At 70.0% G+C, this 12,045-nt stretch carries 14 protein-coding genes; 10 read left to right on the forward strand and 4 right to left on the reverse strand.

The annotated features are described in order from the left end of the window. The first annotated feature begins 17 nt into the window (after positions 1-17). Entirely contained in the window at positions 18-524 is a 507-nt protein-coding gene (locus BLS95_RS08485; RefSeq protein ID WP_176993077.1) for a MarR family winged helix-turn-helix transcriptional regulator, read from the forward strand. Positions 525-580: 56 nt separating this feature from the next. Here BLS95_RS08485 and BLS95_RS08490 read toward each other — a convergent pair whose 3' ends face one another. After that, positions 581-1,441, reverse strand: a complete 861-nt coding sequence (locus BLS95_RS08490; RefSeq protein WP_090930317.1) for a haloalkane dehalogenase — start codon at positions 1,439-1,441, stop codon at positions 581-583. A 99-nt stretch (positions 1,442-1,540) separates the two neighbouring features. Between BLS95_RS08490 and BLS95_RS08495 the strand changes: the two genes are divergently transcribed. From BLS95_RS08495 to BLS95_RS55495, 7 genes are all read left to right on the forward strand, one after another. After that, complete coding sequence (locus BLS95_RS08495; RefSeq protein WP_090930318.1) at positions 1,541-2,035, forward strand: MarR family winged helix-turn-helix transcriptional regulator; 495 nt, start codon at positions 1,541-1,543, stop codon at positions 2,033-2,035. Positions 2,036-2,178: 143 nt separating this feature from the next. Beyond that, positions 2,179-3,369: a helix-turn-helix domain-containing protein gene (locus tag BLS95_RS08500; RefSeq protein ID WP_176993078.1), complete on the forward strand. Its 1,191-nt coding sequence runs from the start codon at positions 2,179-2,181 to the stop codon at positions 3,367-3,369. A gap of 89 nt (positions 3,370-3,458) precedes the next feature. Beyond that, positions 3,459-3,653, forward strand: a complete 195-nt coding sequence (locus BLS95_RS53990; RefSeq protein WP_143043636.1) for a hypothetical protein — start codon at positions 3,459-3,461, stop codon at positions 3,651-3,653. A gap of 5 nt (positions 3,654-3,658) precedes the next feature. Beyond that, positions 3,659-3,946 (forward strand): hypothetical protein, encoded by a 288-nt coding sequence (locus tag BLS95_RS08505; RefSeq protein ID WP_143043637.1) that lies wholly within the window; start codon positions 3,659-3,661, stop codon positions 3,944-3,946. Positions 3,947-4,108: 162 nt separating this feature from the next. Further along, positions 4,109-5,194, forward strand: a complete 1,086-nt coding sequence (locus tag BLS95_RS08510; protein WP_176993079.1) for a sensor histidine kinase — start codon at positions 4,109-4,111, stop codon at positions 5,192-5,194. Next, entirely contained in the window at positions 5,191-5,865 is a 675-nt protein-coding gene (locus tag BLS95_RS08515) for a response regulator (protein WP_090930322.1), read from the forward strand. Before BLS95_RS08510 ends, BLS95_RS08515 begins: the two co-directional genes overlap by 4 nt. Before the next feature lie 449 nt (positions 5,866-6,314). Then, positions 6,315-7,118, forward strand: a complete 804-nt coding sequence (locus tag BLS95_RS55495) for a hypothetical protein (protein WP_176993080.1) — start codon at positions 6,315-6,317, stop codon at positions 7,116-7,118. A gap of 57 nt (positions 7,119-7,175) precedes the next feature. Here the strand turns inward: BLS95_RS55495 and trpS are convergent, their stop codons facing one another. Beyond that, on the reverse strand, positions 7,176-8,180 hold the full coding sequence (trpS, locus tag BLS95_RS08525) for a tryptophan--tRNA ligase (protein ID WP_176993081.1): 1,005 nt from the start codon (positions 8,178-8,180) through the stop codon (positions 7,176-7,178). 14 nt (positions 8,181-8,194) lie between these two features. Beyond that, entirely contained in the window at positions 8,195-9,508 is a 1,314-nt protein-coding gene (locus BLS95_RS08530; protein ID WP_090930325.1) for a hemolysin family protein, read from the reverse strand. An 86-nt stretch (positions 9,509-9,594) separates the two neighbouring features. Here BLS95_RS08530 and galE point away from each other — a divergent pair, with 86 nt between their 5' ends. Together galE and BLS95_RS08540 are read left to right on the forward strand one after the other, a co-directional pair. Beyond that, complete coding sequence (galE, locus tag BLS95_RS08535) at positions 9,595-10,545, forward strand: UDP-glucose 4-epimerase GalE (protein ID WP_090930326.1); 951 nt, start codon at positions 9,595-9,597, stop codon at positions 10,543-10,545. A gap of 34 nt (positions 10,546-10,579) precedes the next feature. Next, positions 10,580-10,765 (forward strand): hypothetical protein, encoded by a 186-nt coding sequence (locus BLS95_RS08540; RefSeq protein ID WP_090930327.1) that lies wholly within the window; start codon positions 10,580-10,582, stop codon positions 10,763-10,765. A 258-nt stretch (positions 10,766-11,023) separates the two neighbouring features. Here BLS95_RS08540 and BLS95_RS08545 read toward each other — a convergent pair whose 3' ends face one another. Then, positions 11,024-12,010: a malate dehydrogenase gene (locus BLS95_RS08545; RefSeq protein ID WP_090930328.1), complete on the reverse strand. Its 987-nt coding sequence runs from the start codon at positions 12,008-12,010 to the stop codon at positions 11,024-11,026. Positions 12,011-12,045: the final 35 nt, after the last annotated feature.

A 12,045-nucleotide genomic window follows, 5' to 3' on the forward strand; every position in this document is an offset into this window, starting at 1 on the left:
TGGGTATCCTCAAGAGCGTGAAACCGGATGAGATCGACGCCCTGGCCTCGCTGTGGGAGGAGGCCGGCATGCCGTCGTCCCTCATCGCCGCCCTGGCGCTCAGCAAGCGCCTGTCGCGGATCAACCTGCTGTTCGAGCAGGCGATCAAGGCGGAGCTGGCGGAGCTGGGGCTGACCTACGCCGAGTTCGACGTGCTGGCCGCGCTCAACCGGGCGGCGCCACCGCACCGGATGAAGCCGAGCGAGTTGTCGAAGTCGCTGTTCCTCACCTCGGGAGGGATCAGCAACGTGCTGCAGCGGCTGACAACGGCCGGATATGTGGAGCGCGAGGCCAATCCCGGCGACGCGCGCAGCCGCTGGGTGCAGCTCACGGAGGAGGGGCGGCGCATGGCGAAGGCCGCGCAGCAGGCCTCCGTGGAGGCGCACTCCGCCCTGATGGCCGGGGTGCCGGAGGAGGCCACCCGGCAGGCGGCCGACGCGCTGCGCGAGATCCTCGCCCACGTGGGGCGCCGCCGCTACCGCTGACCCCGCCGGGGTCCGGCGGCCCGCGATCGGGCCGGTCCCGGACGCCGGAGGAGCCGTCAGGCCCCAAGACGGCGGGACGCCCACCCGGCGACGGCGGCCGCGATGGCCTCGGGCCGGTCCTCCTGCGCGTGGTGACCCGCCGCGCCGCAGTGCGCGATCTCCAGGGCGGCGATGTGCTCGGCGCACCAGGCCGCCATCTCCTCCTTGATCAGCAGCGTCGGGGAGGTGTCGAAGGTGAGCAGCAGCTTGGGAACGTCGTCGCTGGTCTCCAGCCACTTGCGGTAGCCGTCGATCCGTTCGACCATGTCGGCGGGCTCGCCGTCGAGCGGGAACGAGCGCGCCCACTCCAGCAGCGGGCGGCGGCTCTCGCGCGTGGGGTAGGGCGCCAGGTAGGGCGCCATTTCCTCCTCGCTCAGGCTGGTCAACACCCCTCCCGTGAACGCCGTCCGTACCAGGTAGTCCTGGTCGAGCGCCAGTGTCTCCCCCTCGGGGCCGCGCAGGGCCAGGGAGCGGGCACGTGCGCCCTCGCCCAACTCGTCCCAGCTCAGCGTGCGGACGAACGTCTCCATGAACGCCACACCCCGGACCCGCCCCGGGTGCCGGGCCGCCCAGTCGAACGCGAGCACGCCGCCCCAGTCGTGCCCCACGAGCACGACCTCCTCCAGCCCCAGCGCGTCGAACCAGGCGTCGAGGTAGCGGGTGTGGTCGCCGATCCGGTACGGCACGCCGGGCTTGCCCGAGCGGCCCATGCCGATGAGGTCGGGGGCGAGCAGGCGGCGACCGGGCCCGCGGACCCCCGGCAGCACCCCGCGCCAGACATGTGACGAGGCCGGGTTGCCGTGCAGGAAGACGTAGGGGACTCCGTCACCGGAGTCCTCGTAGTAGATGGTCGAGTCGAGCACGTCGATGGTGGGCATACGATCATCCTTCACAATTTGTTGGTGCCACTAACGTTCGTGGCACTAACGGATGCTACATCGTTAGTCGGACTAACGCCAACCGATAGGATCGCCGTCATGACGGACGCCATGGACGAGCAGGACACCTCCGCCCCGCTGCGGCTGCCGCCCAGCCGGATGTTGTCGCTGGTCGCCATGCACGCCGACCGGCTGGTGAGCGAAGGGCTGGCCCGCGAGGGCGCGCGCAAGTGGCACTACGCGGCGCTCATGGCGCTGCACCAGGCCGGATCGATGAGCCAGGCGGCGCTGAGCAGGCTCACCGGCGTCTACCGCAGCGACCTGGTTTCGGTCATCAACGAGTTGGCGGAGCGCGGCTTCGTCGAGCGCGCCCCCGACGCCGCCGACCGCCGCCGCAACGTCGTCACCATCACCCCGCGGGGCCGCGAGCACCTGCGGCGGCTGTACACGCTGGTGACGGAGCTCCAGGACGAGGTGTTCGCCCCCCTGACCGGACAGGAGCGGGAACAGCTGACCGGCCTGCTGATCCGCCTCATGGAGCACCACTCGCCGCACGGCCCTTCCTGGAGCTCCAGCCGCCCGCCGACGTCCTGATCTCACGACCCTCCTGGAGCCCCAGCATTCGGCCCTCCTTCCGACCGGCCCGACCCTTCTGAGCTGCACGGAAACCCATGCGGGCGATCCTTACAAGCCCTAGCCTTTGCATGTCAGGACCGAACCAGGAGGCGCCGCCCCCCATGGCCGAAATCAGCACCGGGCAGATGGTCAGGCTCCAGCGCGAGCGGCGGGGCATGAGCACCACCGCACTCGCCACGCAGGCCGGTTGCACCCCCAGGCACATCGAGCTGATCGAGCACGGAAAACGCACTCCCTCGCTGCCCCTGCTGCGGGAGATCGCCAAGGTGCTGGGCGTGCGTACGGCCGTGCTGCTGGGAGAGACCCCGCGCGACTCCCACGAGCCCAGCAGGCCGCAGATCAGCGACATCGAGCGCGCGTTGTTCACCTGCCGATCGGCGGCGCCCGACCTCGAACCGCCGGACGCCGAGCAGCTCTCCGAACGGGTGGCCGCGGCCCGCAACGCCTGGTTCACCTCGGCGCGCCGCTACACGATCCTGATGGCCGCCCTGCCCTCCCTGGTCACCGACGCGGAGAACCTCGTACTGGAGCGTACGCCGGACGCCTACAGCGTGGCCACGGACGCGTACCTGCTGGCCAGGGGGGTGCTCAAGCACCTGCGGCGGGTGGACCTCGCGCACCTGGCCGCCGACCGCGCGATGCGCTTCGCCGAGGAGTCCGCCGATCCGCTGATGACCGCCTGGGCCTGCTGGTCCCTCGGGCAGTCGATGCTGTCGGACGACATGCACCAGATCGCCTACGACGTCGCCCGGCGCGGCATCGAGGTGCTCCAACCGCACGTCGCCGACGGCGACCAGCGCCACCTCAAGGCCCTGGGCGCGCTTCACCTGCTCGCCGCCATCGGCGCGGCCCGCTCGGGAGACGAGGACGAGGCCAGGGAGACGATCAGCGGCCCGGCCGCGCAGCTCGCCGAGCGCGTGGACGACTCCTCGGGCGGCTACGACCTGGCCTTCTTCGGCCCCACCAACGTCGCCATCCACATGGCCAGCCTGGAGAACGACACCGGCCGCCCGGAGGCGGTGCTGCGCATCGCCGACGACATCGACCTGCGCCGCACGCCGTCCATCGAGCGTCGCACCACGCACCTGTGGCACGTCGCCCGCGCCTGCGAGGACCTCGGCGACGACGCCGCGAGCCTGCTCCACCTGCTGCGCATCGAGCGCGAGTGCCCGGAGGAGCTGGACCACAAGCTGCTGCTACGGGAGATGGTACGCTCCCTGGCCCGGCGTGCCCGCCCGTCGTGGGCCCCGGAGGTCCGCCAGCTCGCCGAGCGCCACGACATCCCGATCTGACCTGCGAACTCAGAGTTCGGCCGGGGCGAACATTGAGATCCGTCGCCCGAGTTCGTCACGGAACGGGGTTTCGGTGCCACGCTGCGTCCATGAGCAACGCGCCAACTGCCGATCTCGTCATGCAACGACTCCTACAGGAGGCCATCAGGGAGTTTCCCGGATGGTCGTTCGAACGGGACCACTCCGGCTGGACCGCCACCCGCGGCGAGACCCGGCTCACCAGGTCGAGCCTGGCCGCTCTGCGGGCACTGCTGCGGGTCCACCGGCCGACACGACGGAGGTGACCTGGATGCCGTTCGAGGGCAGGGCCGCTTCGCCGCCCGACGACGACGGCCGGTTCGTGGGACGGCAGCTCGACGTGCTGCGTACCACCTATCCGGCGTGGGAGATCCGCCTGGGCGTCGACGGGTTGGGGGCCGCCCGGTGGACGGCCGAACTGCGGCGGCCGGTGACGGCGCAGCTGCTGGCCGCCGGGGTCCGTGAACGCGTCGCGGGCCCCGACGCCGTCACGCTCGCCTCTGCCCTGGCCCACCAGATGTACCTGCTCCACCGGAGAGCCCGCCCCTGGGCCGGCTGACCTCGTCGGAGGTCCGGGCCACCGGGCGGGCTGACCTCGCCGGAGATCCAGGCCACTGGGACGGCCGGCCCGGGGGGCGGATAAGCCGGGCGATTGCCCACAGGTCGCGACTTGTGGTGCATTGGACGCATGATCGCCACGACCTGGAAGTTCCCTCCCTGGGTGGCAGATGTCACACCGGCGGTGGGGGTGCTGGCGGCGGAGCTCGGCATGCCCACCTCGGGCCTGAGCGTCGAGGTCGTGCTGTACGCGGTGATCGCCGCGGGACTGATCCTGGTGCGGCGCCGCTCGCCCCTCGTCGTGGCCGGGCTCGTCGGGGTGCTCTGTGCGGTGAGCTTCCAGTCGGCCCCGTACGACGCGCCGGTCAGCGCCATGCTCGTCGCCCTCTACACCGTGGGGCGGCACACCGCCGCGCTGCCCTCGACCGCCACGGCGATGCTGGCCGCGGGGGCCTACTGGCTGGCCGCCGGCACGGCATCGACCGGCGAGCCCTCGGTGGTCGCGGCCATCGTGCTGGCCCCGGCGCTGCCGGTGGCGGCCGGGCACATCGTGCGCCTGCGCGGGGAGTTGTCCAGGCGGCGCGAGCAGCAGGCCGCCGAGTACGCGGTACGCGAGGAACGCCGCCGCATCGCCCGCGAGCTGCACGACGTGATCGCCCACCACGTCAGCGTGGTCGGCCTCTACATGGGCGTGGCCAGGCGGACGATCCCGGCCGACCCCGAGCGGGCTCAGGCCGCCCTGCTCACCGGTGAGGAGACCGCCCGCCAGGCGATGACGGAGATGCGCCGCCTGCTGGACGTGCTGCGTACCGACGGCGAGTCGATCGAGAACCAGGCGGGCGTCGGGGTGGCGCGGCTGCCCGAGCTGGTCGCCGAGTCGGGCAACGCGATGCTGGAGGTCACGGGCGAGGCCGTCGAGCTGCCGACGACCGTGGACCACGCCGTCTACCGCATCGTCCAGGAGGCGCTCACCAACACCCGCAAGCACGCTGCCGGGGCCCGGTCCCGGGTCCGACTGGCGTACCTGCCCGAGCTGGTCGAGGTGGAGGTCGACGACGACGGGCGGGCACGTTCCGGGGACGCCGGGCCGTGGCGTGGGCGGGCGCGTTCCGGTGAGATCGGGCTGGGGCTCGGGCTGGCGGGGATGGCCGAGCGGGTGTCGATGTGCGGTGGCGAGTTACGCGCCGGGCCCTCCCCCGCCGGAGGCTTCACCGTGCACGCCCGCATCCCGCTGCTGGAGAAGACGTGATCAAGGTACTGCTGGTGGACGACCACGCGGTGGTCCGCGTGGGCTTGCGACTGCTGCTCGACACCGCGCCGGAGCTGACCACCGTGGGCGAGGCCGCCGACGGGCTCGACGCGGTACGCCTGAGCCACGAGCTGCGCCCCGACGTCGTGCTCATGGACCTGCACCTGCCGGGCGTGGACGGGGTGGCCGCCACCGAGCGGATCGTCACCGAGCTGCCGGAGGTCAGGGTGCTCGCGTTGAGCACGTTCGACCTGGAGGAGCACGTGGTCGCGGCGCTGCGGGCCGGAGCCTCCGGCTTCCTGCCCAAGGACGTGTCCCCGGAGGAGCTGATCGAGGGCATCAAGATCGTGCACCGGGGCGAGGCCACGGTGGCGCCCCGGTTGCTGCTGGGGTTGATCGGCACCTTCGTCCGCCCGCTCCGCCCGGGCCGCCCGCGGGCCGTCGTGCCGCCCGCCGACCTGTCAAGGCTGAGCGAACGCGAGCTGCGGGTGCTGGCGCTCATCGCACGCGGGCTCTCCAACGCGCAGATCGCCGAGGTGGTGGGGCTGTCGGTGTCGACGGTGAAGAACCGGGTGAGCGACCTGTTCGCCAAGCTCGAAGTACGCGACCGGGCCCAGGCGGTGATCGTCGCCTACGAGGCGGGACTGGTGACACCGGGCGACGGGCGTTGACGGCGGAACACCGGTTTACTCCGGCCGCCGTCGCAGCCACTCAGAAATTGCACTAAGGTCCATAACTGGGACAGACCAGGCCCCTGCCCATCCGTGGGCAGGGGCTCTTTTCTTTGCCGGGTTCGGGAATCTGACAGCGGATCGGGCACTCCCGTTCCTTTTCACATGGACCACCGGGTCTTGACGCTTTTTCACCGGCTCTTTCCCGGTTACGGGGAGTACGACTTCGGCGTGGCGTTGTGGTGTGGCTCGTGCCGAGTGTAAGCATCGTACCGGTCTTGTTGGCTCGCTCAGCGGGCAAGGTACCGGCCGCAATACGGCTTGCGAGGCGATTCGCAGCAATGAGCCGCATTCCGAAAGGAACATATATGTTCACGCCAATTCCCCGGACAAATGCCGCAGCCGCTCCCGCCCGGCCCAAGGCGCGTCACTCGATGAGGAGAATGGCGGTGTCCACCCTGCGCGGCTCTCTCGCGGTGGCCCTGGTCGCCGTCACGGCTCCGGCGGCACGCGCGGAAGACGAATACGACTGGTTCGACTCCGTGCCCGACCATCCGACCGCACATCCCACTCCGACCCAGAAGGCGCGGAAGACCCCGACGCCCACCCCGAAGCCCACGCGCACCCCCACGCCGACCCCGACCGAGACCGAGACCCCCGCCGCCTCAGGGGCGTCGGCCGAGGCCGACACCACGGCCAGGGGCCCCTTCTTCCGGCGGCTCCGCCCCCGCCTCAATGTCCACCTCGGCGACGGACGCTGCGACGAGCGCCTCTTCTACAAGGTCAACCATCTCTCGCCGATGAACTTCTTCCTGCCCCGCACCCGCTACATCGACGGCCCCGGCGGTTCGATGACGGTGACCGTCACGCGGGAGCACGAAGTGACCGCGTTCCTGGAGACCGAGAGCGAGCGGCAGGACTCGATCAGCAGGCCGCTGATCGTCACCCCGACGATCACCGCCGGCGAACTGGTCCGCAACCTGCGCCGGCTGGGACTGCCCCACCTCGAAGAGCGGCATATGGTCTTCTCCGGGCACGAATACACCCGGGATATCACCGAGAACAAATACGGCAATATGTGGTACCGCGTCTTTGGTTACCGGGTTGGCTGGTCGGCGTGGTCGGTGCTCGGCACGTGCCGCCATGTGCTGATCGACAAGGGGCTCGCCAACATTCCCTCCCGGGTGGAGGGCTGGCGTTACTGGGAGACCGACCGTCCCCGCTTCAAGGGCCGCGTGTTGTCGCAGAAGTGAATGCCGACGGGCTCCCGTTGTTTCGGTACATGCAACGGGAGCCTGCTTTTTCCCGGTTTACAGCTTGGGCAGGAAACCCACGCGTTCCCGTACTGTCGCCATCGTGCGGCGGGCCACCTCGGACGCGCGCTCGGCGCCGATGGCCAGCAGCCGGTCGAGCTCCTTCTCGTCCGACAGCAGCTTCTCCGTGCGCTCCCTGATCGGCGCGAACGTCTCCACCACCGCCTCCGCCACGTCCTTCTTGAACGTGCCGTAGCCCTGGCCCTCGTAGCGGGCCACCAGGTCGGGGATCGGGGTGCCGGTCAGCGCCGACTGGATGCGCAGCAGGTTGCTGACGCCCGGCTTGTTCTCCTCGTCGAAGAGCACCTCCGAGCCGGTGTCCGTCACCGCCCGCATGACCTTCTTCCGCAGCGGCCCCGGCTGCTCCAGCACGTCGAGGATGCCCGCGGGGCTGGAGGACGACTTCGACATCTTCGCCGTCGGGTTCTGGAGGTCGGTGATCTTCTCGACCTCCTTGGGGATGAACGGCTCCGGCAGCGTGAACGTCTCGCCGAATCGGTGGTTGAAGCGCTGCCCCAGATCCCTGGTCAGCTCCACGTGCTGCTTCTGGTCCACGCCCACCGGGACCTGGTTGGCCTGGTAGAGCAGGATGTCGGCGGCCTGAAGGATCGGGTAGGTGAACAGGCCGACACTGGCCGCGCTCTCCCCGAACTTGGCGGCCTTGTCCTTGAACTGCGTCATCCGCGCCGCCTCACCCATCCCGGTGAGGCAGATCAGCACCCAGGCGAGCTCCGTGTGCTCGCGCACGTGCGACTGCACGAAGACGGTGGACTGCTCGGGGTCGAGCCCGCAGGCGAAGAGCTGGGCGGCGGCCACGCGGCTGCGGCGGCGCAGCGCGTCGGGCTCGGTGGGCACGGTGATCGCGTGGAGATCGACCACGCAGTAGAAGGCGTCGTGGGTCTCCTGCATAGCTACCCACTGACGCACGGCACCCAGGTAGTTGCCCAGATGGAATGAGTCCGCCGTGGGCTGGATGCCGGAGAGTACACGAGGTCTGGCCATAGCAGGCAATTGTGTCAGGAATCCTGGTCGAGCGGCGACTCGGCCAGAGGTCGGCGTTTCACCCTGACCCGGGCGATCCGCCGGCCGTCCAACTCGGTGACCGCCAGCTCGAACCCCGAGAAATCGACTTTCTCGCCGACGGCGGGAACGTGCCCCAGCATCGCCATGACGAACCCGGCCAGCGTCTCGTAGGGCCCGTCGGGCAGCCTGATGCCGGTCTCCGTGGAGAAGTCGTTCAGGTTGGTCAGGCCGTCGATCTCGATCTCCCCCGCGGGCAGGATCACGACGTCCTCCTCGACGTCGTACTCGTCCCTGATGTCCCCGATCAGTTCCTCGACGAGATCCTCCAGGGTGACGATGCCGGCCGTGCCGCCGTACTCGTCCACCACGATGGCCAGGTGCTGCCCCTCGTCGCGCATCTCGTTGAGCGTGGTGAGCAGCCGCTTGGACGCGGGCACGAACTTGGCCGCCCGGATCGGCACGACCGCGCTGATCGGCTCGGTCCGGCCGGTCAGCTCGGGGTCGAGCAGGTCGCGTACGTGAATGAAGCCGACGATCTCATCGTATGACTCGCGATAGACCGGGAAGCGCGAGTGCGGGAGCGCGGCGGCCAGCCGCGCGGCCGCGTCCAGCGGCGTCTCGGCGTCCATGAACTCCACCTCGGTACGCGGCAACATCACCTCCCTGAGCTGCCGTTTCCCGGCCGCGAAGACCTCGTTGATCAGCTTGCGCTCGTCGGCGGTCAGATCGGTGTGCCCGACCACCATGTCCCGCAGCTCCTCGGTGGTGACCTCCTCCCGGTCGGCCGCCGGGTTGCCGCCGAGCAGCTTCACCACGACGTCGGTGGACTTGGACAACATCCAGATGATCGGCCGCGACAGGACCGCGATCCGGTCCAGGAACGGGGCCACGACCAGCGAGAGCCCCTCGGCCCGCTGCAGTGCCAGCCGCTTGGGGGCCAGCTCCCCCAGCACCAGCGACACGTACGAGATCGCCAGCGTCACGAGCACCAGCGCGAGCACGGGCGCTACGGCGGCGGGCACCTGCCAGCTCTCCAGCAAGGGTATGAGCTGCGTGGCCAGCCGGTCGGCGCCGAACGCGGCGGACAGCATGGTGGCGACGGTGACGCCGATCTGGACGGCGGACAGGAAGCGGTTGGGGTCTCGGGCCAGCTTGGCCACGCGCTCGCCTCTACGGCCCTTCTTGGAGAGCTTGCGGACCTGGCTGTCCCGCAGGGAGACCATGGCCATTTCGGCGCCCGCGAAGAAACCCCCGATGAGAATGAACAGCAGGACCAGGGCGATGTTGGCCGCGACGGTGTCAAACATGGTGGTTGGCAGCGTACTCGGCGGCTTTCCCGCGTATGCTGAACGGCAAGCCGTACAAAATGAAACATATTTGCACAGGAGTGCACATGAGGCTACTGGTCACCGGCGGGGCCGGATATGTCGGGAGTGTTGTCGCGGCACAACTCGTCGAGGCGGGACACGAGGTGACGGTACTCGACGACCTGTCAACGGGACATCAGGACGCGGTCCCGGAAGGTGCCCGATTTGTCCAAAAGTGCATCACGGAGGCCCGCGACGAGCTCGACGGCATGGACGCGGTGCTGCACTTCGCGGCCAAGTCGCTGGTGGGCGAGTCGGTGGCCGAGCCGGGGCTCTACTGGTCCAACAACCTGGGTGGCACGCTGGCCCTGCTCGACGCCATGCGCGAGCGGGGCGTGGGCCGGATCGTGTTCTCCTCGACGGCGGCCACGTACGGGGAGCCCGAGCGCTCGCCCATCGAGGAGAGCGACCCCACCCGCCCGACCAACCCCTACGGCGCCACCAAGCTGGCCGTGGACACGGCCCTGACCGCGTTCGCGCGGGTTCGCGAGCTGGGGGCGGTGAGCCTGCGCTACTTCAACGTGGCCGGCGCCTACGGCCGCTACCGCGAGCGGCACATGGTCGAGACCCACCTCATCCCCAACGTGCTCAAGGTCGCGACCGGCGAGCGCGAGTCGGTCAGTGTGTTCGGCACCGACTACCCGACGGCCGACGGCACGTGCGTGCGCGACTACATCCACGTCTCCGACCTGGCCAGGGCCCACCTGCTGGCGCTCGCCGCGATCGAGCCCGGCGAGCACCGGATCTACAACCTGGGCAGCGGCACCGGTTTCTCCGTGCAGGAGGTGATCTCGGTCTGCCGCGAGGTCACCGGTCACGAGATCCCCGCCGTCGTGGGCGAGCGGCGCCCCGGCGACCCGGCCGTGCTGGTCGCCTCGTCCGCCCGGATCGAGCGCGAGCTGGGCTGGAAGGCCGAACGGCCGGCGCTGCGCGACATCGTCTCCGATGCCTGGCAGGCGCTTTCGGGAAAAGCGTGATATGTGAGCCGGAAGTGTGCTGTGATACGCGAATGTGAGGAGATTTTCACCAAGGGTCACGAAGCTGCTCTTCGGTGCCCTCATCGCGGCAGGTAGCCTGGTCGCCGCCGCTGCCGTGATCTTCGTCACCCCTCAGCCCGCCCCGGCCGTCCAGCCGGTGACGTGCCCGGAGACGGCGAGCCCCGACGAGTACACCCGCCCCGAGACGGCCAGTCCTTGACTCCGGCGGCCGCACGTCCATAGCCGGGAGACCGTGACCCCCTGGCCAGGACACCGTGATTCCCTGGCCGGAGACCGACACCGTGATTCCCTGGCCGGAGACCGTGACCCCGGCCGCGAGGCTGTGAGCGTCCCTGGCCGTCCCTCGCCGTCCCTGGTCGCCCCACGCCGTCCCTGGGCGTCCTTCACCCGGAAGCGTGAACGCGCGCCCCTTCGAGAGGGACGCGCGCTCACAGGGTGGTCAGGCGGGCACCGGCCCTCAGATGAGGCCCAGCTCCTTGACCGCGTCGCGCTCCTCGGTCAGCTCGCGCACGCTGGCGTCGATGCGCTCGCGCGAGAAGGCGTCGATCTCCAGGCCCTGGATAATCTCGAACTTGCCGTCCGCCGCGCGAACCGGGAAGGACGAGACGAGCCCCTCGGGCACCCCGTACGAGCCATCGGAGACCACGGCGGCCGAGGTCCAGTCGGTGCCGTGGATCCAGTCGTAGACGTGGTCGATCGCCGCGTTGGCGGCCGAGGCGGCCGAGGAGGCGCCCCGGGCGTCGATGATGGCGGCACCGCGCTTGGCAACCGTCGGGATGAACGTCTCCCGCAGCCACTCGGCGTCCACCTGCTCGGCCGCGATCTTCCCGCCCACCTCGGCATGGAACAGGTCGGGGTACTGCGTGGCGGAGTGGTTGCCCCAGATCGTCATCTTCTTGATCTCGGTCACCGGGACCTGCAGCTTGGCCGCGAGCTGCGACAGCGCGCGGTTGTGGTCGAGCCTGGTCATCGCGGTGAAGCGGTCGGCCGGCACGTCGGGCGCGTGCTGCTGGGCGATGAGGGCGTTGGTGTTGGCCGGGTTGCCCACCACCAGGACCCTGATGTCGTCGGCGGCGTGGTCGTTGATCGCCTTGCCCTGGGGGCCGAAGATGCCGCCGTTGGCGCCGAGCAGGTCGCCCCGCTCCATGCCCGCCTTACGCGGCATCGCGCCGACCAGCAGGGCGATGTTGGCGCCGGCGAAGGCGACGTCGGGGTTGTCGGTGATCTCGATGCCGGACAGCAGCGGGAACGCGCAGTCGTCCAGCTCCATGGCCGTGCCCTCGGCCGCCTTCACCGCGGCCGGGATCTCCAGCAGGCTGAGCTTGACCGGAACGTCGGCGCCGAGCAGTTGCCCCGACGCGATGCGGAACAGCAACGCGTAGCCGATCTGGCCGGCGGCTCCGGTGACGGTGACCTTGACGGGCGCAGTGGCCGACGACGCCATGGCCTTCCCCTAACTCGCAGGATGAATCATTGACC

The organism is Nonomuraea jiangxiensis (genome assembly GCF_900099965.1).
GTDB classification, from domain to species: domain Bacteria; phylum Actinomycetota; class Actinomycetes; order Streptosporangiales; family Streptosporangiaceae; genus Nonomuraea; species Nonomuraea jiangxiensis.